Below are 24,755 nucleotides of genomic sequence, written 5' to 3' on the forward strand. Positions count from 1 at the left end.
TAAGGTTTATTGAGGCTTCGCTGCAAATTTAAGAAAAATAACAATTAAAGTGAAAATCGTAAGCTTATAAGTGCTTTAGCTGGTTACAATGTAGTGTTGCCCAACACCGGAGCCGAAGCATGCCGCAAGCCGCAGTAAATAAACTCAAATTGTTTAATTTGGCGTGGCCTATTTTAATTGAGCAGCTTACCAGCGGCATTGTTGTAATGGTCGATATTTACTTTCTTAGCCTGTTAGGGGAAGAGGCCGCCGCGACAGCGGGTTTATTGATGCCTTACCTATGGATTGGCTTTTTTGTACTGCCCATGCTCTCTACTGGCGGCACGGCTGCCGCCTCTCAGTATTACGGGGCGAATAAGCTTGATAAAGTCGTGCCGGTATTTATGACTAATGTGGTGTTGCTGGGCCTGGCTGGTCTAGCATTTAGTCTGTTTACCTACCTTAATTTCGACAATATAGCACTTTGGCTCAACTTCCCTGTGCAGATGCAAACTTACGCGGAAGAGTACTTAGCCATTATGGCCTTCACCTTTGGCTTCTTTGGGCTGCGTTGTGCTTATGGCTCGATTCTGGCGGCTAAAGCAATGACCAACTGGAACATGTTGGCCTCGCTGCTCACCAATGTGATGAATATATTTCTTAATGCGACGTTCTTCTTTGGTTGGTTTGGGCTTGAGCCCATGGGCTTAAAAGGTATCGCTTTGGGTACCGTGTTGTCTTATGCCTTTGCTTGTGTGGTTGTGATGCTGATTGTGCACATAAAAGCGCAAGTAAGCTTCGAGTTTACGTGGGCGATATTGCCGCGCATGCGAGCGGTGATAAAACCATTGATGAAAATTGCTATTCCCTCAGCAGCCGAGCCTGCTAACTACACTTTGCAACAAATCGTAGTGGCGGGAATATTGGCGAGTTTAGGCGTGCTTGCGGTATCTTCTTATACTTTTGTCCTGCGCTTTTTGTTTATTTCTATGGCGGTAAGTTGGTCTTTGGCGGCCGCTGGGCAAATCATCATGGCTCACCACATGGGAGCGCGAAAGCTGGATGAAGTAGACGCCACATACAATCGCTGTATTAAGCTCGCCATGCTGTTTGCTTTTGCCAATATGAGCTTGTTTGCGTGGTGTTACCAGCCCTTGATTAGCTTGTTTAGTGATGACCCACAAGTTGCATTCTATGCCAAATGGTTGCTGATTATTTGTATCGTGATGGAGCCGTTTCGGGCGATCAATATCGTTGCTGGAATGGGCTTAAAAGCGGTGGGCGATGGCAGGTTTGCCGCCACCGTTGGGGTTGCTTTTATTTGGGGCGTGGTGCCCATTATTTACCTTTGCTCTATCTCCTGGCAGCTTGGCATTATTGGCGCTTGGGCCTGTTTTGCTTTAGATGAAGTTATTCGTGGCATGATTAACCACTGGCGCTGGAAAACCTACCGTTGGCACAACATGGGAATAACCTAAGTCGCTGACAAAAATTAGCTCGAAAGATAAACAGCCCCTAGTGATGGATCACAAAGCGCGATACTTCTATTATCTTTTGTAGCGTAGTTTAGGCTACAACTAACACTTTACGTTGATCCTCGGTTTATTACTGGTGGCCAGTAATAAATGGAATTGCCGCAGTATTTGCAGCGGCAGACAGGGTTGTTTTATTCCTTTAGCAGCGAGAACAGTAATGAAATTAGAGTCTTTAGCACTTCATCATGGTTATCAATCGGAAGCTACCACTAAAGCGGCCGCGGTGCCTATCTATCAAACTACGTCTTACACTTTTGATGATACTCAGCATGGTGCCGATCTGTTTGATTTAAAGGTTCCGGGTAATATCTATACCCGTATTATGAACCCTACAACCGACGTGCTAGAGCAGCGGGTTGCAGCTATGGAAGGAGGCATTGCTGGCCTTGCCTTAGCTTCTGGCATGGCTGCCATTACCTACGCGATTCAATGTATCTGTGAAGTGGGAACCAATATCGTAAGCACTAGCCAATTGTATGGCGGTACCTATAATTTGTTTGCCCACAGCTTTCCTAAACAAGGCATTGATGTGCGCATGGTATCGGCAGACGATTACGCTGGGTTTGAAGCGGCTATTGATGAAAATACTCGCGCAATTTTCTGTGAGTCAATTGGTAACCCTGCTGGCAACGTAGTGGACTTGGTTAAGTTAGCCGAAATTGCCCACAAACACGGTCTACCTTTAATGGTCGACAATACTGTTGCTACGCCGTTTTTATGTCGGCCGATTGAACTGGGTGCCGACATCGTTATTCACTCATTAACTAAATACATTGGCGGACATGGCACCTCTATTGGCGGCATTATTGTTGATTCTGGCAAGTTTGACTGGGTGGCGAATAAAGAGCGCTTTAAAATCTTAAACGAGCCAGATCCGTCTTATCATGGTGTGGTGTATACCGAAGCGCTAGGCCCTGCGGCCTACATTGGCCGCTGTCGCGTAGTACCACTGCGTAACACTGGTGCGGCTATTTCACCGATGAACGCCTTCCAAATTTTACAAGGTTTGGAAACGCTGGGTTTACGAATGGAGCGTCACTGTGAAAATGCCGAAAACTTAGCGGCTTACCTTAAGCAACACCCTAAAGTGGAGTGGGTAAACTACGCTGCACTGCCTACCAGCCCTTACAATGAGCTGTGCGAAAAGATTGTTGGTGGTAAAGCCTCTGGCATTTTGAGCTTTGGTATTAAAGGTGGAAAAGAAGCTGGTGGTCGCTTTATTGATGCCCTAGAAATGATTCTGCGTTTGGTGAATATTGGTGACGCTAAATCGCTTGCTTGTCACCCAGCATCCACCACTCACCGTCAGTTAAATGATGAAGAGTTAGCAAAAGCAGGTGTAAGTGCCGATTTAATCCGTATCTCGGTTGGCATTGAAAACATCGGTGACATCATCAACGACGTTAGCCAAGCGCTCGATAAAGCTTAAGCTATAAACTGTTGATTGAAATGTCAAAAGCCACTTGTTAAAGTGGCTTTTTTTGTTAAGGAACAACGATTTGGGTAAGTTCACTTTGGGAATGTTGTTGCTTGGGTGTTTTTGCTCTCATGCTTCGGAACTATCAGAACCGTTATTCGGTATTGTGGTGACGGAGCATAACGAACGCTTTCTTAAATTAAGAAATCATTCATCGGATAGCCTGCATCTAGATATCTATGGGCAAGATATAAAGCTGGCACCCAAATCAGGTTCGCTCATCGACTGCCAAGCTTTCGCTGAACTAGAGATTAAATTTGTAGAATCTGAAACGGTGTTTTTTAGTGTGCCATGTAGCAGTTTAGTGGTTTTCAAAGAGGGCTTTGAGTTAGATGTCTATTAGTTGGCTAAATAAGTCCCTTTCAGTATTAGTAATATGCCCTTTATTGTTTGCTTGTTTAGACCAAGGTGGTGGAGACGATCCAAATACCTATTCATCATGTCGAATCACTGAATCAAAAGCTTTGCTTCCATGGATGAGAATCAATGCTGGAACGCAAATGGCAATGGCTATGAGGAATATGAAGACGCTGTTATTTGGTGTGAAAGGCAAGTTACTGAGTACCGGCAAGAAAAATATACTATTTTACCGTCAATGACTTACGGCATATATACGACAAGCTGCCCTGCCTTTTAGTTTTTAACTTGTAATTGATGTCGCTTTTTTATCTCTCGTAACGATTTTTCATATTCTTCAATTAGTTGAACTTGGCTTTAGTTTCTCTTTGTAGCGCTGCTTATAATCGCAATGTGGTTTCGCTAGCCTTAAAAGGACAGAGTCATGCGGCTTGTTTTATCAGTAATAGTTGCAACGGTTTTACTTAATTTGCTGGCCTGCAGTGCTGCAGGGGGCAAGCCCGATATGGCTCTCGAACAAGTTCAAGTCTACCAATCCGCTAAACCCTATGATGACAACTTGCGTCTGCGAGTTGATGGCCGTTTTATTGTTAATGGCAAGGGGGAAAAAGTTCGTTTAAAGGGCGTAGCCTTTGGCAATGAGGTATGGGCTAATACTCGTATTCCAAGCCAACATCACAACGAGCAAGATTATATTCGCCTAAAAGAAATGGGCTTTAATAGCATTCGTTTCTACCTAAATTATCAAACCTTTGAGAGCGACAGCGCGCCCTATAAATACCACCAGTCCGGTTGGGATTGGTTAGATAAAAATGTGCAATGGGCAGAAAAGCATGGCATTTATCTTGTGCTCAATATTCATGTTCCTCAAGGCGGTTTTCAATCTAATGGTGCGGGTGATGCCTTGTGGGATAAGCGTGAAAATCAGCTGCGACTAATTAGTCTGTGGCAAGCCATTGCCAAGCGTTACCAAGGCCACCCCAATGTAGCAGCCTTAGATTTACTTAACGAACCGGTCACTACTCGCAGTAAACAGCAGTGGGAAGATCTCGCTAACGAGTTAGTAACGGCGATTCGACAAGTTAACCAGCAACAAATGATTTTTGTAGAGCGCTTGTTGGCCGTGAAAAACCAATGGCAAATCGACGAGCAGCAAAACTTCTTTAAGTTAGCCGACCCCAACGTTGTCTACCAATATCACTTTTATGAACCAATGGCATTTAGCCATCAGCAAGCCTCCTGGTTACGCCAATACCAAGTTCCGACCTCTTATCCTGATCCCGATAGGCTGAAAGTGATTGGTTCACCCAGTTGGTATGGCGCCCAGTTTGATAACCCAACAATAAGTGCCGACAGCGACTGGCAATTTGTAGAAGGAAAGAAACTACAGCACCAAGACCCAAAAGTTGATTTGATTTATCCAGCCCTCGTATCGGCAAATAATGCTGGTGATAGCTTGTTCAAGCAGGTGGTGATTAATGAATATGCACCAGATGGTAAGGAGCTTCTGCGTGAAGTGAAAATTGACCTAAGCCAACACGCAGATTGGTACTTGTGGTCGGCTAATCAGCGTGGTCGTTCGCAACACCTTCGCCAGAGAGGTGAAGATATATTGCAGATTAGCGCGACAACCAGCGATGCTAATAATGGCAGCTCGCAACAGTTTGTTGTGCCTAAAGTTGCTCATTTCTATCAAATCTCTGGTTGGGTGAAAACCCGTGGAACCGGCGCTGCTAGCCGTGTGCAGTTGCGTTTAGATTTTCAAAATGGGCTTAAAGATATTGTTGCTTGGGACAAACAACTCATTGAGAAAATGATTGAGCCCATGGAGCGTTGGGGCGAGCAGCACCAAGTACCGCTTTATCTCGGTGAATTTGGCTGTATTCGCGGTTGTTTTGAACTGCAACGCGGTGGCTTACAATGGGTGAGTGACGTGTTAGACGTTGTTGATCAGTACCAAACCCATTTTAATTTTCATAGTTACCATGAAGATGCCTTCGCTCTATATTACGGCTATGGCAGCTTGCCAACCGAGAGCAATGCCAATCAACCGTTAATTCAACTGTTTAAGCAGCGGTTGAATGAGCCTTAATTAAGCTAGGTCAATAAATAAACAAATTTGTCAGTGTTGTGACTTGATTTGAGAAGTAATCAACTACACTAAAAAGTAGATTGTCAGTTATTACTTTCTTTTTAGATTAAGGAAATAGCATGCGAACTGTTTGTTTGATCATGCTAACACTCTGTTGTGGTTATTTGAGTGCTGAGCCTAGTTTACGTATCTCTACGATTGAAACTATCGCTGCTTTTCCAGAGGTGCGCGATACGGTAAGCGCTGCCTATGCAGAACTTGGTTATCAGGTGAACATCGTGCCTATGCCAGCCAAACGCTCCTTACATCACGCCAGAGACAATCATGACATTGATGCCGAATTGGCCAGAACCCGTTATGCCAGCAGTTACTTACCTAATCATATTTTGATCCCGGTGCCGGTAGGCCATATCACCATTGCTGCCTTTGTAAAAAAAGATAAGGCGCTAGTGAGCGATTGGCAAAGCTTACAGCAATACAGAGTAGCAGGGGTGCGGGGCCATTTGTTTCTAGAAGAAAAGATGCGTAAGCACAACAATACTCAGTTTTTTAATACCGCCCATCAAGCGCTAACTATGCTCGGCCGAGAGCGCGTTGATGTAGTGATATTGCCCCTGTCACTTGGTGAATACGTCATTAAAAAGTATTGGCATAAACAAATCACTGTGGTGAGTCCTGTGCTCGACTACGTCCCGCTGTACCACTTCCTTCATAACAAACATCAAGATAAAGCTAAGCAGTTAGCCGAAGTATTACAAAAACTCACTACCGAGCCACTCGCTCAACAGCAAGAGTAATCAGCCAAGCTCTAATAGAAGTAATTGATTAATCGTTTATTTTATTCTTATAAACGCTATCATTTGGGCAATGGCTAGGTACTTATTGCGCAGCTAGTCTCCGTTTTTTTTAAGATGAACAAAATGTAATGTTGTGGCCACCTTGCGGTAAGGGCGGTTTTAGTAATCTGCTCATGTCGATTACACAACGAGGATTAGCCAAATGAAACTTCCAATTAAATTATCAAAAAAAATCTGTGTTGCAGCTGCGGTTGCATTAACTTCTACCGCAGTAATGGCCGATGACGATGCACTGTCAGCACTAGCTATTAAAAAAGCAGGTTTTAGCCTAGAGCAAGCCATTGAAAAAGTGCACAACACATATCCAGGGCAAATAACCGAGCTAGAGTTAGATGATTACCGTGGCCAAGCTGTTTATGAAGTAGATGTGGTAAACCTTGCCCAAGAGCAAAAGCACAAACTAAAACTGAGCTTAGCCGATGGCGAAATGTTGAAAAATGAAAGCAGTAAACTAAGCATCTTAGGCGTTAGCAAGTTAGATGAAGATGAGCGTATAGCACTAGAGCAGTTAGCTGAATCAGAGCTGTCTTTACAGCAAACGGTAGCCATGTTGAACAGCAAGTACCAAGCGCAGGTTATTGAGTTTGAACTAGAAAACGAAAAAGGCATCACTTTTTACAAATTCAAGCTACTGGGTGAGCAAGGCAAGCAGCGAGTGATAGTTGATGTGGCGAGTGGCGAAACCATTCCGGTACTAAAACACTAAGCTGAGTGATAGAGGTAGCCAAGGGCTACCTCTTGGCATTTTTGAGGTAAGCAATGTGCGAATATTAATCGTAGAAGACGACCTGACTACCCAGCAATTTTTGCATCGGGCACTTAGTGAGCAAGGGTATCAAGTGGATGTGGCCAGTGATGGCCAGGAAGGTTTGTTTTTAGCCTTAGAGCATGACTACCAGCTGATTGTACTAGATCGCATGCTACCTAAGCTCGATGGTTTAACGGTGTTGTCTACCTTGCGTAATGCCAATAAACACTTGCCGGTGCTAATACTCAGTGCCCTAGACAGCGTTGATGAGCGGGTCAAGGGTTTGCGCGAAGGTGGCGATGATTACCTAGTAAAACCCTTTGCCTTAGCTGAACTTTTGGTGCGCATCGAAATACTGCTACAACGTCAACGTGGTAAAGCTGAGCCAAGTTTAAACAAGCTACAAGTTGCCGATTTAAGTATGGATCTATTAGCTAGGCGAGTATGGCGTGGCCAGCAAGAAATACTACTGCAGCCCAAGGAGTTTAAGTTATTACGCTACCTAATGGAGCACGCTGGCCAAGTAGTTACCCGGACCTTATTGTTTGAAGCTGTATGGAATTACGATTTTGATCCACAAACCAATGTTATTGATGTGCACGTGGCACGTTTACGAAAAAAGGTAGAGCTAGATGGCCATAGTGCCTTACTTGAAACCGTACGTGGCGTCGGTTACCGCATGGTGGAAAAATAAACGTCAAACTGGCTACATGTGGCGGTTAACCCGCAATAGTTCAATTTGGCGTTTAACTCGAATGTATACCGCACTACTGATGTTAGTAGTGGGGATTTTGCTGTGGGTGCTGTATCAGCTCAGCATTGGTCAATTAAGCCGTAGCCAAACCCAGCAGCTCGATCAATTGGTTCAACAGCAAACCCTATTGGCCGACGAGTTGAGCCCACAAGATTTCATCAATCAGTTTCTATTACAAGCTGAGCAGTCTCGCCAGTTTGTTCTGGCTTATGACGATGGAAGCAATACTTATGGACGCTTAGATACCATTCCTAAACGCTTGGCTCAGTGCCCTGCGCTAGCGCGCTTTCCGGTTTACAACTACAACAAAATTCGTCTTTATTCAGGCTGTGTGCAAACCTTGGATAGCGGCCGTTTGATGGTGGCGAGTGACGATGAAGCACTGTTTGATTTACGCGAGCAGTTTATTCAAGCGAGCATTATTGCACTGAGTTTGGCGCTAGCCTTAGGCCTAGTAACCGGCTGGTTTTTTTCGGCCCAAGTACTGCGACGGGTAAACGGCATTAATCAGATTGCTCAGCAAGTAGAAGCCGGGGAGCTAAGCGCCCGCGTCGCCTTAAGTCCGCGCAATGATGAGTTTGATCATATGGCGACTCACATTAACAAAATGCTGGCACAAGTAGAGCATTCTTTTGATGCCATTGCTGGGGTAACCGATGCGATTGCTCATGATCTCCGCACCCCTTTGGGCCGCTTGCGTTTGCGTTTAGAACAAGCCCTGCTCGATAGTGAGCAGCAAGCGGTGAGCCCGGAACAGCTGGCCAGTATGCTGCAGGAATTAGATGGAATATTGGCTACCTTTAGCTCCATGTTGGAGCTAACGCGCTTAGAGCATCAGCAGCAGTCTAAATTTAGCCAGTTACAACTGGAAAACATTGCCGAAGACGCCGTTGAATTAATTCAGCCACTTTGTGCAGAGCGCCAACAGGATATTTCATTAAAGCTTGAGCAGCCATGTAAGCTACAAGGTGATGCCACTTTATTGTTCCGCGCCATTTATAACTTACTGGAAAATGCCAGCAAATACGCAGGCGAGCAGGCGCAAATTCAATTAACTATTAAGGCCAATGGCTTTGAGCTAAGGGACACTGGCCCCGGCATTCCCGAGGCAGAGTTGGATAAGGTATTCCAGCGTTTGTACCGTTTAGAAAGCAGCCGCAATAGCCCCGGTTATGGTCTTGGCTTGCCATTGGTTCGGGCGATTGTTCGACTACATGGTGGCGAGATAAAGTTGCTTAATCAACAAAGCGGTTTACAGGTAATTGTGGTGTTTAGCTAAGCGGGTAAAAAGTAAAAACCAGCCTTGCAAGCAAGGCTGGTTTTTAAGGTCTTATCAATTCTGGCAACAGATAATACAGAGAAGGCCTGTGTTACAAAGAGCAATTTATGAATGTACTTTTGCCTTCTTTAGCTTGTTAGCTTTTCGTGCAAAGTAGTTTACGTAATAAGTAAAATAAAACTGTTCCATAGTATTCCCCACCATCCAATGTTAATCACTGATGCGTCAGGCAAACGGCCTAATCGCACGCACAACCGGCCTAAACCAAGGTTGCAAGGTGCGAGCAAATTGCTCTACATCTAAAACTTAACACTGCACAAATTTGTTTACAGAGTGAGCAACTAGAACTGTGACAAATATTGATAAGTTGTTGTAATTGTGTATTTAAGATGTGAGCGCTTCGAGCTTATGAAAATTACTTTTCCTTTTGCTAATTAAGCTATTAATTTAAAGAATGTTTAGTTTTCTGGATAAATGTCAGTTTATCAAAGTAGCTTTTCCACCTTATTGAGAGATGGAGTCGCTTTCGCTTTTTGCATATGGAGTAAGGCCAGTGCTAAGCAGCTAAAAGTCATAGCGAGCAGCCATAGATGAGTAAAGTGAGCTTGTATTTCACTAAAGCTAGCGCCCATTTGGTTGATCTTTAACATGGCTAAGACCATGGGTTTGGCCGGTATTAGGTCGGCCAAAATATTAATGGCTGGTGGAATAGAGCTCAGCGGCCAGATAAAACCACACACAAACACGGTCGGTAATGAAGTCATTAAACCAACAATGGTAGCGTAATCGCGTTTAGGTAATAACACCGCTATGCACTGGGCTAAGCCGGCAGTCGCGATTAAAAAGGGTAGCAGCAAATGGCATATCTGAGAAACACTCGCCCAGTGATGCACTCCATAATAATTAAGCACTACGCCAAAATAAAAGCTGCTCATTACACTGTACATAACAGCAAAAATCACAACACGGCATAGCACTAGCTGCCACGGGGCAGCATAGCGCAAGAGCTTAGCTTGTGAGCCCGATGCTGCCGGCGCAGCGTGTAAACCGACAGCAATAAGCAGCGTTTGGTGCAAAATCACCACAAATACTGCCGGAATAACATAGTCCAAGTAACCCTGGTGGGCGTTAAAGGCCGCATTAGCACTTAGCTGGATTGGCGAATGCAAGGTGCTAGCAAGTGCTAGCGGGATGCCATCGGCTACCATTTTTGCTACTTTTACTTGGGCGGCTAAGGTACCAGAGGTGCTGGCTAAACCTTGCACAATAGTGCCATAAACCAAAAAGTATGAGGCGTCTCCAGCGTAAGACAGAGTAGGCGATCTACCCATTAATACATCGCGATAAAAATGTTCGGGGATAACTAACAAACCACCCACTTTTCTTTCGATTAACTGCTGTTGAGCTTGCTCGATACTGGCGACTTGGCTGGTCACTTGCAATAAGGGGCTAGCGTCGACCATGCGAATCAATTGCCGACTTAGTTGACTGCCATCGGCATTAATCACTGCGATGGGTTGCTGAAGTGGCGTTTGGTTTAAATAAGGTTGGGGGTACAAAAATGCGTAAAGCAGCAACCCGCCAAACACCGTTAATAGCAGGGCGCGATTGCCCATTATTCGGCGAAGTTCCAAGCGCATGACTAGGGCTGTTTTCATGTGTTATGCCCTAGTTGTGCTGGCTTAGCGAAGCGGATTTTAACTAGCAATGCTGCGCTAATAAAGGCAAGCCCAAATACCAATAAGGCTGATAAGTTGGGCAATGACTGCGCTATGCCTGCTCCATAGTTAGCTTGGGTTATTTGTACTTCAATGTAATGGGTTATTGGGATGAGTTGGCGCCAAAATTGAGCAAACCAAGGCATCTCACTCACTGGGAAGGTCACTCCCATAAAGGCAAAGCTGGGTGCGGTAAGTGCTCCAGCAAAACTGAGTGCTCGGGCGACGTCTTGAAACAGCAGCATAAAGATTAATGCTATCGCTTGTGAAGCTAGCACGCACAGCAGCAAGGCTAGCAGTAATACACTCCAAGAACCTCGCATTGGCCAGTCAAAGCCGTGGAACATCAGCGTACATAGCAGTATGCCTTGCAGCCATAATAAGCCTCCAAAAAAGCTGAGTTTTACCATCAATTTTTGCCATGCTTGGCTTGCTAACCAGTCTTTAAAGCTATTGTTTTTTAGCTCTGCACCTAGCGCCAAGATCATTACCGCCATGATCAAAATTTGCCAAAAAGCCGGTAAGGCAGCAGACACAATAAACTGGGCGTAGTTGCTATTTCCGTTATATAAAGCGCTGATTTGATTGCGAATAGGGACCGCATCGCCCAAGGCTTGTAAGGTTTGGGTATTGCCATGGCTAAGCGCTTTTGCCACCGCAACTTTGGCACTAAAAGTACCGTGAGCTTGCTGCAGTGCAGAGTTGATTTGCTTGCCAATCACCATGAATTGGCTGTTGTAGTAGGCTGCAACCGTAGGTGTTTGTGCCAGCTTAGTGTGCTTTTCTAGATCGGCAGGAATAATCACTAGCGCAGACACATCGCCTGTACGTAGCAGCGATCGAGCTTGCGGTTCACTATAAACGCTGCGCACTTGCAGTGTTGGGCTGGCGTCATAGTGGCCAATTAGGCTACGCGATAACTGGCTGTGGTCATGGTCGACCACCGCAATCGGTAGCTCGCGGGTTAAGCCCGACGAAAATACCCACCACACGGCTAAAAAGGCCAGCAGTGGCAACCAAGTGAGCATAGCCATTAACCAAGCGTTATCGCGCAGTAGTAAGCACTGTTGCATAAACAGTTGCCTTAAGCCGAGCGACGGTTCGCGGGTGGCATTCATTTTAAGGCTGCTCAAGCTCAACAATCGCGCTCATGCCTACACGTAATTGCTCAATTTGTTGCAAAGGGCGTGCTTCTACTTCAAAGGTGCGTAAATCAAAGCCAGTGCGGCTATCGGTGGCGCGCCAAGTGGCAAAATCGCCCATCACTGCCACATGGGCTACTTCAAACTTAAAGCTTTGATTATCTAGCGCAGGCAGCTTGGCACTAAACTGCTGCCCTTTTTGAAATTGGCTTAGTTGGTCTTCACGAACATGCAATACCAACCAGGCATCTTGCATATCAATAATCGACACCACTGGGAAGCCGGTGGGAGCCAGTTCACCGCTTTGTAACAGTAGTTGGCTTACCTCGCCCGAGTGCCAGCTTGTCACTAAGGTGTCGCTGGTAAATGCTTCAACTTCTGCCACTACGCCAGCTGCCGCGCGGGCCTGTTCAGAGGCTGCACGTTTGGTTTCATCTCGTGCACCTTCTTTGGCCAGTTGATACATTTGTGATGCAGCGTTTTCGGTGTAACGGGCTGCTTGCCATTGGGTATAGGCTTCGTCGCGTTTTTGTTCGGCTACAACGCCATCTTTATACAGATTATCCACTCGCTGATAGGTCTTTTCGGCTAAGTTGGCGGCGGCTAGGGCTTTTTGCCATTGGTCTTTGGCGGCGGCAATTTCTTGCGTTCGGGCACCATTTTCGGCTTGTTCTGCCATGGCGGATGCCGCTTGTTGACCGGCTTTGGCTTGCTCTAATTTGGCATCTAATTCAGGGCTAGTGATGGAAAAGATTAGTTGCCCAGGCTCTACTTGGTCGCCTTTTCTCACTAATACCTGGTCGATCCGCCCAGCTACTTTGGATGAAATGTTGTATTGCTGAGCCTCTATCTGGCCTTGCAATGTGTAAGGCTGAGGCTGGTAAGCTTGCCAAAATGAATAGCCAACCCAAGCAATAATCGCCAGCAAGGGCAAAATGGGTAACACGGCAGAAAATTTACGCATAATAGACCCTAGTTAAATCGGTAGTATTGGGAAAAATTAGCCATTTCACCACTTAAGGCGGTGAGTTTAGCCAGTGCGATTACATGGCTATACGCAGCAGATTGGCGCTGAGTTTTTACGCTAGCTTGGTACATCTCGGCATCCACAACATCTAAAGAGGTTGCCAAACCTTGGCTAAAAGCCTTAAGTCGAATACGTAAATTCTCTTTGGCCAACGCAAGGGTAGATTCTAATCCTTGATATTCTTCTAAGGCTAACTCGGCTTCTCGGTAGGTTTTTTCTACCAGCAATCCTAAATCTCGCTCGGCTTGGGCGCGTATATAAGAGATTTGCACCACCGTGCTATTGGCTGCATTAACTTTGCCGGAGCGGCCAGAGTTATCAATAATTGGCACCGACACACCAACGCCCACCATCCAGTCGGGCGCGTATTTAGCGGCTAAGCTGTCGCCTTTGTAGATGTCATAGTTACCAAACATGTATACCTCTGGCATGTAACCGCCTTTGGCTATGGTCACCATCTTTTTAGCTTGTTCTGATTTACTGTCCAATATCGCTAAACCCGGATAACTGTTTAGGGTTTGCGACATATAGCTTTCTAGCTCGGGGATGTCTGCTTGAGTGAATAAGCTAGTAGTGGGTTGGATAGCCTGTTGGGCATGCAGCAATTCTTTTAAGGCTAACTGGGCAATTTCATAATTTCGCAGGGCTTTTCTGGTATCAACTTTGGCCTTGTCGTAAGAGGCATCTGCTTGCAATCGTTCTACAAAGGCGATTTGTCCTTGCTGCTCTAGTTTTACCGCATTACGTTGATGTTTCTTAAGCCCATCTTCCACCTCTTTATAGGTTTCTGCTACTTGTGCAGCCAGCACCACCCCAAAGTAAACTTTGGCGAGGTCTTCAAATTTAGCCTGCTGCTGCATAGCGAGTACTTTACCAGCTTCAATATTTTGCTCACGTGCGATATCGATGGCAGCGCCACGGCGGCCACCTGTATACAGGGGCCAAATTGCCCGAATGGAGCTAGTGGTAATGTCTTGCTCAGTGAAGTTAGTTACCGTTGGTAAGTTTAAAAGCGGCGCTAAAATTTGTCCTAGCGCGGGGTCTAAGCCACTTAAATCGAGTGATGCCAAAGGCTCTAAGTCTTTTAAATCAAGCGAAACTGGTTTTTCTAAACGGGTGTAATTACCGGTTAAATCTATTTTGGGGTAGTAGAGATCTTTTGCAGCGTCGCGCAGTGCTTCGCTGCGGGCTACGCTTTCTTTGTTGGCTGCTAGGCTTTGGTTTTTCTCTAGTACTTCTTGCCAAGCTTGTTCAAAGCTAATGGCATTAGCCGTTACTGGCTGCAATAGGCTAAGCAAACAGCTCAGGCTAGCTACCTTTAAACTCCAAAAGTGTCTTATCACTTTCCCACAGTCCTTATTAAATTAGAGTAAATACTCTACAGTATGCTGGCAGTATTATTCAAGTGCTTTGCAGTGAGCATTTTTAGTATTTGTTAAGCCTAGAACAGTTTGCTGCAAGATGTAGTGTTTCCCAGTAATTCCCCAGTTAAATAGACTGTTGAAGCAGCGATATTGGTTTTTAGATAGGCTTTGCTGGTTAATTGTGCACAACTCAGCAAATTGCGTTTAAATACTTAGGAATTTTCCGGGAAGAGCTCAAGGTATTCGAGTTTAACGCGATATAGTATTACAGCTTTTTTTCGTCTCTTTGAGCTCAGTGAATACTGAAAATATTGCACTGGGCAAGCCTTTATAGATGGATGCCTTAAGGACTAAGCCATTATGAAAGAAGTACCCTTTAGAACCATAGACCGACTGTTTATTAAAATGTCGATTAGCGACAAATTTTGGCTAGTGTTTATCGGCTTTGTACTGTGCGTAGGTTTAGGCAGTAGCGCTAGCTACCAAAGTAAGCTAGCCCTTATTGAAGCCGGTTCTCAGCAGGCGGTAGAACAGCAGTTGCAAGCCAAGCTATCGGCTTTAAATACAGCGCCAGATATACAAGCTACTCAACTAGGCCTAAGCAAAGCGAATCGCCAATCTGCCAGTATTCGCAAGGGCGATAGTGTGACCGTTTACGGTAAAGCTCAAGGACAAAACTATTCGCTCACTGAAAATGTCAAAAGCTGGGAACAAGAGCCTCGCAGTAGCGCACGCACTACTTTAATTGTTGCCTGGTTAACGATGTTGCCCTTTGCTTTACTTTGTTATTGGTTGGCCAGCCATTTGGGCGGTGCTTTATGGGTGATGCATCAAGCGGCACAACGCATAGCCAGTGGCGATTTAACTTCACGTTTGGGTTTTCATGTTGGACGTGATGAGTTTGGCAGTATTGGTTTTGAACTAGACCGCGCCATGGACACCATGAATGATCTAGTAGTGGTAGTGAAGCAAAGCTCCACCAGTTTAAACCATGCCGCTAGTACCTTTGATAAGGACGCCCGCGCAACCGAAAGCCAAATTTCCCAGCAGCATAAGTCTCTAGATTCGGTGGCGACAGCCATGGAAGAGATGACCGCAGCAGCCGGTGAGGTATCAAATATTGCTAACCAAGCCTCCGATAAGGCGCAGCAAGATGCCAAACAAGTAGAGCAAAGTGAGCACAAAGTTCAAGATGCGGTGAGCGCGATTAATCAGCTTTCGGATCTAATTGGCAATACTTCACAATCTATCGGCACGCTTAATGACAATGCTACGCAAATTAATGTGGTTATTACCACGATTAACGGCATTTCAGAGCAAACCAACTTGTTGGCACTTAATGCGGCCATTGAAGCGGCGCGAGCTGGTGAGCAGGGGCGTGGCTTTGCGGTGGTGGCTGATGAAGTGCGCAACTTGGCACAGCGTACCCAAGACGCCACGGTAGAAATTCAAACCATGATTGAAGGTTTGCAATCGGGAACTAAGCAGTTATCAGGGCTGACCGAAAAAACCGTGCAGCAGGCTGAAACCAGTGAACGATTGATGGGTGAAATTGGCCAAGATGTAAATACCATTTCTCAATCGGCGCAGTTGTTTATTGAAATGAATGCCCAAATTGCTGCGTCGGCCGATGAGCAAAGCTCTGTGGCTAATAGCGTGGCCACTGAACTTAGCGATTTACGCATGCAATCTGATGCTATTAAAGAGGCCAACGCCTCGGCTGTGCAAGCAGTTGAAGAACTGAGTGAAGCGTCGTCGATATTAGCATCAACCTTGAAAGACTACCGCACCGAAGGCGGTAGTGGCGCAGTCAACAGCTAGCCTACGCTTACCTAGCTCGGGATGAGCTAGGTAATAGTTAAGCACTTAAACTAGCTTATTAATCTCGCAGTGATTTATATCATAGTTTCTTTTATAACAATGGCTTAACTTGATTTTGTGCTGGCGCAATTTGCGCCAGCGTTGGATTGGTTTAGTAAAAAAATATAAGGAATAAAATGGAATACTTTATTGGCGCATTAAAAAAATACGCAGATTTTTCAGGACGAGCACGTAGAAAAGAGTACTGGATGTTCATCTTGTTCTACTTCATTTTTGGCATAGTTGCCAACGTCATCGATGCTATTATCGGCCTACCGCTACTTTCACTAGTACTAACAATAGGTCTATTTATTCCTAGCTTGAGTATTGCTGCAAGACGTTTGCACGATACTGGGCGCACTGGTTGGTGGCAGCTTATTGCGCTTATCCCACTCGTAGGCATTATTATCTTATTGATTTTCTTAGCTTCAGACAGTCACGACGATAATAACTACGGTGCAAACCCTAAAGCTGAAGGTGTAATGGCTTAGCCTTTGCTTTGATGAGTTGGGCTAGTAGATCGGCCCAACCTCTTCTATTTGAGTCAGATAAACCCGCATGTCAAATTCTAGTTGGTGATAGTTGGGCAACATGTGCTGGCAAAGCTGGTAAAAAGCTTTGTTATGTTGTTTTTCTTTTAAGTGAGCCAGTTCGTGCACCACAATCATATTTAAGAACTCTTCCGGCACTTTTTGAAACAAACTGCTGATTCTTATCTCATTTTTACTTTTAAGTTTGCTTCCCTGCACCCTCGACACATAGCTGTGTAATCCTAGGGCATGATTCACCACATGGATCTTCTTGTCGTAAATCACTTTACTGAGAGGGGCCGATTTACGCATATATTGGTTTTTAAGGGCTAAGCAATAGTCGCGTAGTGCTTTATCGTTGTATATCTCATGGGTAGTTGGGTATTTGTTCAACATAAACTCGGCTAAACGCTGCTGCTCGAGCAGACTTTCAATTTTGCTAGTGAGTGTTTCAGGGTAAGCGGTGAGATATTTAAGTGTTGTCATGAGAGTAACAGTGGTAAGCAGATGCGGCAGTGTAACCTGAGAGTAAAACGAGGCATAGCCTTAGGCCATGCCTCGTTTGGCTTATTTCTTGTTTAACAGGGTAACGGCTACCACTACTAGGCCAATACCAATCACTTGTAGCAAACCAATGCTGTCGCCAAGTATCCAAGCCGCCATGATTAAGGTAAACACTGGGCCGGCGCTGCCACTTATCGCAGTGCGTTGTGAGCCGATACGATTGATTGCCTCACTAAACAGAAATGAGGGGATCACCGTAGAAAACAACGCTATGTAGCCAGCATACCAATAAACTGGCGTTGGATAAGAAGCCAAAGAGACAAAATCTCCTTGTAAGGCGAAATGGATGAAGATGGCTAGGCTGGCTGCAATCATCGCGATAAGCGTAAAGGCTTGGCTGCCAATTTTGGCCACAATGTTTTTGCTAAATACCAAGTAAAAAGCAAAACTGAATGCACTCGCAATAACCAAGCTTGTTCCCCACAGGAGTTGCTGACTTTTTTGCTGCTGGCCCATTTCACTCCACATCATTAAGCTTACTCCCATCCAGCTTAGGGGAAGGGCCAGCACAACAATCAACTGCGGCTTTTGACGATATACCCACCACGCCAACAAAATGGTAAATCCAGGGTAGGCGTACAATACCACTCGCTCAAGCGGCGCTGAGATGTACTGCAAACCGCTTAAATCCAAGAAACTCGCGAGGTAGTATCCCGTTATGCCAACAATTGCAGCCGGTAAAATTTTGCCCTTTAGCTTTTGGTGTTCAAGGCGGCCTTGCTTCCACCAAAACATCGCCAGCAATAAGTAAATCGGCAGGCTAAAGGCCATTCGCAGGGTCATTAAGCTGGCGGGGTCGATACCAAACTGGTAGGCAAGCTTGATCCAAATACCTTTGAGAGAAAACAGCGCAGTAGCTATTAGCGCTAAACTGAGCCCTTTGGCTGCTTCAGAAAAGTGGGGCATAGACGCGATGAAGCGAGAACCAGATTTACTAATATTCATATCCTTGCGTGCCTTGTATTAAGAGTTGGAGAAGGCTACGAAGGGCAAAAGAGTCTGGCTGCGCTTCGCAGCCAGTGAAATGTATAATTAATCTTCACCGCTGCAAATAATAAGCAGCAGCCACAGCTTCGCCAACGCAATAGCAGCGCCAAGTGGGCTTACCTTGCTTGATTGAGTGGGCTTGATGAAGATGAGTTTCATATCATTTCCTTGATGGTGATTTTTTAGCCTACGGTAATTGAATGTTTGCCGCAAGCTGCAACCGAAATAAAAAAGCACCACGCTGAGGTGATGCTTATTACTATACAGTTTAATTTATTTTTTGATGCGGCGAGCACCTAAGCCAAGTAATGCTAAAGCAAATACTGCTAGGCTTGATGGCTCTGGCACTGTAGCAGGTGCTTGAGCTAAGCTGTATTCAAAACCAATCGCGCCAATATTGTCGCTAACTGCTTCTGAGCTTACAGCGTCACTGCTGTTTAAAGATTGACGGATTAAGCGAGTAAAACTAATGTCATTGGCGCCAATTGTATGAGTGTTGTCCGTTGAGTAAGGTGTTTCATTCAAGTCGTTATCAAAGGCTAAGAAACCTAAAATGGTGCCTGCAGCGATGTTTAGACTTAAATCAATCTTAGAACTTTGGTTTTCGAATAAGCCCAGTTGAGTAAAATTGGTAGTTGAAGCGCCAAATTCTGGAGGTGTTGCAGAAAACTCTAGAATTTGTAAGTCGTAGTTTTGTGATATGCCAGAGCTGTTGGATAACCAAATAGATTCAAACGTCATGTCTTCTAGGGTTTCAAACCAGTAGCCTCGCTCTCTGGCAGTACAACAACCACCACCGCTAAGGCTGGGCTCTACAATTACCCCAGCATTAGCAGTACTCACGAAAGCCGATGATAGTAGCAGTAGAGATACAGCGAAAAAGCTTGAATACTTATTTAACATCTTGATTATGTTCCTAATTTAATATGGTGTCGCTTAATGTTGACGACTGTAAAGCAGGAACTGCGCCAATCTATAATATGGTGTTTTATCAAAACCTTAGTACTTAGAGGCTGTGTATTGTATGAGCTTATGTAAAAACTACTGACACTTTTTTCACCGGTAGCTTTTAATGTGGTTTGATAGGGTTTAGGCGCCCGCATAGTAGCTTAATAAATTGCTGTACAGCGATAAATACCGCGCATAATACCAATACGTAAATGCTTTGCTGTCCTAAGGCAACTAACAGTAAGCAACAAAGCAGCACGCCTACTATGGCGAGTACCTTATAAAAACCACGCAATAAAATGGCGCCAGCTAGCATACTCAACAGATAGACCATGATGAAATTGCCATTGGCATAACGGATTAACTCGTCCAGTGGTAACTCAAATAGCCAGGTTGCAACACAGCTAAGCGCACAAACTAAAACAATGGTGCTAAGCGCATGTTGTGGAATTTTATTTTTGGACAAACGCGCTAACGGTTTTAGCCGCTGACCTTCATCGGCCATGCTCCAGAGCAAGCGCGAAAAGCCTTGTATATAAATATTGATGCTAGCGTAACAAGCTAAATATCCCACAATGGCGGCTAGCCACTTGGCTTTTTGACCAAAGATAATCGCTACCAAATGAGGCAGTGACTGGGTATTGGCAAGTTGGTCTCCATAGCTGCCGTACTTAAGCACCACCACCGATGCCGCCCAGTACACGGCACCTGCTAAAAACACACCCAATAATAAGGCAATGGGGAAATCTCGTTCTGGCCGACGAAACTCCTCGCCCATATGGGCAAAGGCTTCAATGCCTACAAAACACCAAAACATCACAGCTAATGCAGGGGCAATGCTAGGAGTATCGATCTGTTCAGGAAGCTGATAATCGCCTGTTTGCACATCGCCCTGCCACCACAATGCCGCTACAAGCAATACAATCGCAATCGCAATCAAACCTTGAATATTGCCTGAGAGCTTTGCGCCTCCCATGCCTAATAGCCACATGCTGAGTAGCGTACCAAGTTGAATGATTAAGGCGGTATTTGGCGTGATGGAAAACATCGCCTGCCAAAATCCGGTCGCCATCATTAGCGCAGCAGGCAAGCCAACCGGTAACACCGAAATGAATAAAAAGGCCGTGAGTTTTTCGGCCCGAGGTCCCAAGGCTTTGGCAACAAAGTGAGCGGCCCCACCGGCGTGTGGATAGCGCTTGCCTAATGCCGCAAAGGTAAAGGCAATTGGCAATACCAAGCTAATGAGTAATAGCCAGGCTAATAAAGAACTGTGTCCGGCAATGCTGGCGGCAATAGCAGGAACAACAAAGATGCCAGTGCCAAGTAAAGAGGTGGCGAGTAATGCGATGCCTTGGCTGATGCCAAGTTGTTGATTTAAGCGGCTCATGAATGCTCACAGGATGAATAACAAAGCTAAAGCATAGCGCCAATCAACTCACTTGAAAGCTGTCAAAATAGCGGAAACTAACGCTAAATAGTCGGTGTTTGCCGTTAATTTAACGGTGAGTCCAACCTAGACTCTAGCTGCTCTAAAAGTTCGGCGTAGCGGCCGCTTGTTTTGAGCTTTTGTAAACCTTGGTTAAATTGCTGCAAATAATGCTGATTTTCCGAATGTTTTTTAGAGAGCATAAGCCGAAAGTGACGTTGCTCTACAAGAGTTTCGGAATAAGTAATTTGCTGGGTCTCTGCTTCGCTCAAGTGATTGGTCATGTAGTGCAAGGCAACGGTCTTGGTTAGCGCTATTGCATCGATGCGTTGATATAACAAGCGTTTAAATAGGCTTTGGTAGTCTCCCGCGATTTCTAAGCTAATCAATTCTTTTTCCGCAGTTTTTTCTAGGGTGGGGTAAACCGCAGCCACGGTTCCACCTATACTAATGCCCCTTAGGTCTTCGATGGTTTGCCAGTGAATCGGATTAGACTTCAATGAGAATAGTATTTCTTTATCACTCACAATGGGCTCGCTAAACCAAAAGTGTTGTTTGCGTTGTTCGGTTTCAATCCAGGCTAAGCTACCATGCCATCTGAAATTGGCTGCGCCAAAGCCACGCCGAGCATATTCAAAGGAGCGTTTCCATGGGTAGTAACCGTAATACGTTTTGATACCTTGTTGAGCAAAAGCTTCGCTAACAATTTGTGCGGCTATGCCGCCTTTTGCCAAGTCTATTGAAAGATAAGGTGGCCATTCACCACTGGTTAAATTGATGTTTTTAACAGCAAATGCTGGGTGCGAAAATGCGCTTAGCAAACTCACCAGTAAACAAAATATACCCAAATAACATTTACTTAACTTTCTTATCATTATCTTTTTAGTTTATTAACTTTTGTCTTTTTCAAGTGTAGTCGAGGGCTAAATAACGGTGCTTAATTTTCAAACCAACTACCTATTTTGAGTAGCGTTGTAAAAATTATTTCCGCGATTTCACAAAATCAAGTTTGCCGGAGTACGTGAATTTTAGCGTCATTTTATTACCCAAATGTAATTATATTACAGATTTTGATGGTTAAATATTCAACATACCTCTTTAGGGTAGTTTAAAGTTGTTATTGATCTACATCATTCTTTTATTTTTGTTACATCTTATTATCCGCGCATTAATCTTATTTTGTCGCTGGAAAATCTATGAGCAAGCTGAAGCTAGTAGTTGTTGGTAACGGTATGGTGGGGCACCGTTATTTAGAAGATTTGGTCGAGAAGGCTGACTTAAGCCAATTCGACGTAACAGTTTTCTGTGAAGAGCCTCGAGTTGCCTACGACCGTGTTCACTTGTCTTCATACTTTTCTCATCACACCGCTGAAGAGCTGTCTCTTGTTAAACATGGCTTCTACGAAAAACACGGCATTGAGGTATTGCTTGGCGAACGAGCTATCAATATCAACCGTGAGCAAAAAGTGGTGTATTCAAGCACTGGTCGAGAGATTGCTTACGACAAACTAGTAATGGCTACGGGTTCTTACCCTTGGGTTCCACCGATTAAAGGTAGCGAAAATAAAGACTGCTTTGTTTACCGTACCATTGAAGATTTAAAAGCCATTGAAGCATCTGCTAAAAAGAGTAAGAGCGGTGCCGTTGTAGGTGGCGGTCTATTAGGTCTAGAAGCGGCGGGTGCTTTAAAAGCGCTAGGCGTAGAAACCCATGTTATTGAGTTTGCTCCAGTATTAATGGCCGAGCAGCTCGACCAGCAAGGTGGTTTATTACTGCGCAACAAAATTGAGCGCATGGGTGTGCAAGTGCACACCAGCAAAAACACCTTAGAGATCCAAGCGCAAGGTGAGCATGCTCGTAATACCATGCAATTTGCCGATGAAACCAAGCTAGAAGTTGATTTCATTGTGTTCTCTACCGGTATTCGTCCGCAAGATAAGCTAGCGCGCCAATCTGAGCTAAGCATTGCACCTCGCGGCGGTATTGCGATTAACGATCAATGTTTAACTTCAGACGAAAACATCTACGCTATTGGTGAATGTGCTTCTTGGAACGAAAGCTTCTTTGGCTTAGTGGCGCCTGGTTACAAAATGGCGCAGGTAGCGGTTGATCACTTGTTAGGTAACAACAGCGCTTTCGAAGGCGCGGACATGAGCGCCAAGCTTAAGTTACTGGGAGTAAAGGTAGGTAGCATTGGTGATGCCAATGGTCGCACGCCAAACTGTAAGAGTTTTGTTTACCAAAACGATGAAGAGGGTGTGTATAAGCGCCTGATCGTTTCAGAAGATGGCAAAAAACTATTAGGTGCAGTGTTAGTGGGCGATACCGCTGATTACGGCAATTTACTACAGCTTAAACTTAACGATATTGATTTACCTGAACATCCAGACACGCTTATCTTGCCTGCTCATGCGGGTGCAGAAAAACCTGCAATGGGCGCAGACTCTTTACCTGATTCAGCGGTCATTTGTTCTTGCTTCGATGTTACCAAAGGTAAGATAGCTGCAGCAGTGGCAGATGGCCAAACGACTATGGCCGAGATTAAAGCCTCTACTAATGCAGGTACTGGCTGTGGTGGTTGTTTACCGCTAATTGGCCAAGTATTAAATGCAGAGTTGGCTAAAGCCGGCGTAGAAGTTAATAACCACCTTTGTGAACATTTTGAATACTCACGCCAAGAACTGTTCCACCTAGTTCGAATTGAAGGCCATAAAAGCTTTGAACAGGTATTAAACAAACACGGTAAAGGTTACGGCTGTGAAGTATGTAAACCAGCCGTTGGCTCTATTTTAGCTTCTTGCTGGGGCGACCACGTATTGGCGCCAGAGTTAGTAAGCCTGCAAGATACCAATGATAACTTCCTTGGCAACATGCAAAAAGACGGCACCTACTCGGTGATTCCGCGCATGGCCGGTGGCGAAGTTACTCCTAAAGCCCTTGGCGTACTGGCTGAAGTGGCCGAAGAATATGCCCTTTATACAAAAGTGACTGGCGCCCAGCGCATTGGTTTATTTGGTGCGCAAAAAGATGACCTTCCAAATATTTGGCGCAAGCTAATTGCCGTGGGTTACGAAACTGGCCAAGCCTACGGTAAAGCCTTACGCATGGCTAAAACCTGTGTAGGTAGCACTTGGTGTCGTTTTGGTGTGCAAGACAGTGTTGGTTTGGGCGTAATGCTAGAAAACCGTTACAAAGGCATTCGTACTCCTCACAAAATGAAGTTTGGTGTATCGGGTTGTACCCGCGAATGTGCCGAAGCCCAAGGTAAAGATTTAGGCATTATCGCCACCGATGCGGGCTGGAATATGTACGTGGGCGGCAACGGTGGTATGAAACCACGTCACGGTGATTTACTGGCCGCAGACTTAGACCAAGAAACCCTAATTAAATACGTAGATCGTTTCATGATGTTCTACATTCGCACCGCCGACAAATTACAACGTACTTCGGTTTGGTTAGAGAACCTAGAAGGCGGTGTTGATTACCTGCGTGAAGTAGTTGTAAACGACAAGCTTGGCATTAACCAACAACTAGAAGTCGACGTGGCTAAATTGGTTGCGAGCTATAGCTGTGAGTGGAGCGACACTCTAAACGACGAAGCGCAACTTAAACGTTTTGCTCATTTCATTAATAACGACCAACGTGATGAAAACGTAGTGTTTGTTAGCGAGCGCGAACAGCATCGCCCGGCTACTTTTGCCGAGAAACACCCACAGGCAAAAGGCGACATTCTACACGTTGAGTTGGAGGCATAATCATGAGTTTCGAAACCGTTTGTAAGTTAAACGATATTACCCCAGGTACCGGTATTTGCGCGCTAGTAAATGGCCAGCAAGTAGCCCTTTTTCGCCCACGTAACAATGAGCAAGTATTTGCCATTAATAACATGGACCCTTTTGCTAATTCGAACGTATTGTCGCGCGGATTGATTTGTGAGCATCAAGGTCAGCTTTGGGTAGCAAGCCCACTTAAGAAGCAACGTTTTAATCTTGAAACCGGCATCTGCCTAGAGAACCCAACGGTTTCGGTAGCGAGCTATAAGGTGCAGATTAAAGCCGACAGTGTTGCGGTGAGTGCATAACAGATTTTATTTTAGAAAATTAAGGAAGCA

Annotated in this window: 21 protein-coding genes; 12 read left to right on the forward strand and 9 right to left on the reverse strand. The window is 45.1% G+C overall.

Annotation, left to right across the window (positions count from 1 at the left end; translation table 11 throughout):
* The first annotated feature begins 119 nt into the window (after positions 1-119).
* The 8 genes from K5609_RS00470 to K5609_RS00505 all read left to right on the forward strand — a co-directional run bounded on the left by K5609_RS00470 (position 120) and on the right by K5609_RS00505 (position 9,078).
* Positions 120-1,457, forward strand: coding sequence for an MATE family efflux transporter (locus K5609_RS00470; RefSeq protein ID WP_221075510.1), 1,338 nt, complete (start codon positions 120-122; stop codon positions 1,455-1,457).
* A 214-nt stretch (positions 1,458-1,671) separates the two neighbouring features.
* A complete protein-coding gene (locus K5609_RS00475) occupies positions 1,672-2,943 on the forward strand; it encodes an O-acetylhomoserine aminocarboxypropyltransferase/cysteine synthase family protein (RefSeq protein WP_220719547.1) in 1,272 nt (423 codons plus the stop codon).
* Between the two features lie 70 nt (positions 2,944-3,013).
* A complete protein-coding gene (locus tag K5609_RS00480; RefSeq protein WP_221075511.1) occupies positions 3,014-3,334 on the forward strand; it encodes a hypothetical protein in 321 nt (106 codons plus the stop codon).
* Positions 3,335-3,772: 438 nt separating this feature from the next.
* Positions 3,773-5,440 carry a glycoside hydrolase family 5 protein gene (locus K5609_RS00485; RefSeq protein ID WP_221075512.1) on the forward strand — a complete coding sequence of 556 codons (1,668 nt, stop codon included), beginning with the start codon at positions 3,773-3,775 and terminating at the stop codon, positions 5,438-5,440.
* Positions 5,441-5,559: 119 nt separating this feature from the next.
* The gene (locus K5609_RS00490; protein WP_221075513.1) at positions 5,560-6,237 is read left to right on the forward strand and encodes a substrate-binding periplasmic protein; all 678 of its coding nucleotides are present in this window, start codon (positions 5,560-5,562) and stop codon (positions 6,235-6,237) included.
* A gap of 202 nt (positions 6,238-6,439) precedes the next feature.
* The gene (locus K5609_RS00495) at positions 6,440-7,003 is read left to right on the forward strand and encodes a PepSY domain-containing protein (protein ID WP_152783910.1); all 564 of its coding nucleotides are present in this window, start codon (positions 6,440-6,442) and stop codon (positions 7,001-7,003) included.
* Positions 7,004-7,058: 55 nt separating this feature from the next.
* The gene (locus K5609_RS00500; RefSeq protein ID WP_221075514.1) at positions 7,059-7,739 is read left to right on the forward strand and encodes a winged helix-turn-helix domain-containing protein; all 681 of its coding nucleotides are present in this window, start codon (positions 7,059-7,061) and stop codon (positions 7,737-7,739) included.
* Positions 7,678-9,078 (forward strand): sensor histidine kinase, encoded by a 1,401-nt coding sequence (locus tag K5609_RS00505; protein WP_246611919.1) that lies wholly within the window; start codon positions 7,678-7,680, stop codon positions 9,076-9,078. Before K5609_RS00500 ends, K5609_RS00505 begins: the two co-directional genes overlap by 62 nt.
* A 485-nt stretch (positions 9,079-9,563) precedes the next feature.
* Here the strand turns inward: K5609_RS00505 and K5609_RS00510 are convergent, their stop codons facing one another.
* From K5609_RS00510 to K5609_RS00525, 4 genes are read right to left on the reverse strand one after another with little or no spacing between them, the layout of a single operon-like run.
* Positions 9,564-10,736, reverse strand: a complete 1,173-nt coding sequence (locus tag K5609_RS00510; protein ID WP_221075515.1) for an ABC transporter permease — start codon at positions 10,734-10,736, stop codon at positions 9,564-9,566.
* Complete coding sequence (locus K5609_RS00515; protein ID WP_221075516.1) at positions 10,733-11,869, reverse strand: ABC transporter permease; 1,137 nt, start codon at positions 11,867-11,869, stop codon at positions 10,733-10,735. The genes K5609_RS00510 and K5609_RS00515 overlap by 4 nt, the downstream gene beginning before the upstream one ends.
* A 46-nt stretch (positions 11,870-11,915) precedes the next feature.
* Positions 11,916-12,902, reverse strand: coding sequence for an HlyD family secretion protein (locus K5609_RS00520; RefSeq protein ID WP_221075517.1), 987 nt, complete (start codon positions 12,900-12,902; stop codon positions 11,916-11,918).
* An 8-nt stretch (positions 12,903-12,910) separates the two neighbouring features.
* Entirely contained in the window at positions 12,911-14,308 is a 1,398-nt protein-coding gene (locus K5609_RS00525; protein WP_221075518.1) for a TolC family protein, read from the reverse strand.
* Positions 14,309-14,689: 381 nt separating this feature from the next.
* On the opposite strand from K5609_RS00525, the gene K5609_RS00530 reads away from it, so the two are divergent.
* Both K5609_RS00530 and K5609_RS00535 read left to right on the forward strand, forming a co-directional pair.
* A complete protein-coding gene (locus tag K5609_RS00530) occupies positions 14,690-16,150 on the forward strand; it encodes a methyl-accepting chemotaxis protein (protein WP_221075519.1) in 1,461 nt (486 codons plus the stop codon).
* 176 nt (positions 16,151-16,326) lie between these two features.
* On the forward strand, positions 16,327-16,680 hold the full coding sequence (locus K5609_RS00535) for a DUF805 domain-containing protein (RefSeq protein ID WP_221075520.1): 354 nt from the start codon (positions 16,327-16,329) through the stop codon (positions 16,678-16,680).
* 21 nt (positions 16,681-16,701) lie between these two features.
* Here the strand turns inward: K5609_RS00535 and K5609_RS00540 are convergent, their stop codons facing one another.
* The 5 genes from K5609_RS00540 to K5609_RS00560 form a co-directional block, all read right to left on the reverse strand.
* Positions 16,702-17,205 (reverse strand): M48 family metallopeptidase, encoded by a 504-nt coding sequence (locus K5609_RS00540; protein WP_221075521.1) that lies wholly within the window; start codon positions 17,203-17,205, stop codon positions 16,702-16,704.
* An 81-nt stretch (positions 17,206-17,286) separates the two neighbouring features.
* Complete coding sequence (locus tag K5609_RS00545) at positions 17,287-18,228, reverse strand: DMT family transporter (RefSeq protein ID WP_221075522.1); 942 nt, start codon at positions 18,226-18,228, stop codon at positions 17,287-17,289.
* Positions 18,229-18,543: 315 nt separating this feature from the next.
* Positions 18,544-19,173 carry a PEP-CTERM sorting domain-containing protein gene (locus K5609_RS00550; RefSeq protein ID WP_246611920.1) on the reverse strand — a complete coding sequence of 210 codons (630 nt, stop codon included), beginning with the start codon at positions 19,171-19,173 and terminating at the stop codon, positions 18,544-18,546.
* Positions 19,174-19,339: 166 nt separating this feature from the next.
* Positions 19,340-20,605, reverse strand: coding sequence for an L-methionine/branched-chain amino acid transporter (gene yjeH / locus K5609_RS00555; RefSeq protein ID WP_221075523.1), 1,266 nt, complete (start codon positions 20,603-20,605; stop codon positions 19,340-19,342).
* A 104-nt stretch (positions 20,606-20,709) separates the two neighbouring features.
* Entirely contained in the window at positions 20,710-21,492 is a 783-nt protein-coding gene (locus tag K5609_RS00560; protein ID WP_221075524.1) for a substrate-binding periplasmic protein, read from the reverse strand.
* 348 nt (positions 21,493-21,840) lie between these two features.
* Here K5609_RS00560 and nirB point away from each other — a divergent pair, with 348 nt between their 5' ends.
* Together nirB and nirD are read left to right on the forward strand one after the other, a co-directional pair.
* Entirely contained in the window at positions 21,841-24,399 is a 2,559-nt protein-coding gene (gene nirB, locus K5609_RS00565) for a nitrite reductase large subunit NirB (RefSeq protein ID WP_221075525.1), read from the forward strand.
* Positions 24,399-24,725, forward strand: a complete 327-nt coding sequence (gene nirD / locus K5609_RS00570) for a nitrite reductase small subunit NirD (RefSeq protein ID WP_246611979.1) — start codon at positions 24,399-24,401, stop codon at positions 24,723-24,725. The genes nirB and nirD overlap by 1 nt, the downstream gene beginning before the upstream one ends.
* The last annotated feature ends 30 nt before the right edge of the window (positions 24,726-24,755 follow it).

This window comes from Agarivorans aestuarii (assembly GCF_019670125.1).
Lineage (GTDB): Bacteria > Pseudomonadota > Gammaproteobacteria > Enterobacterales > Celerinatantimonadaceae > Agarivorans > Agarivorans aestuarii.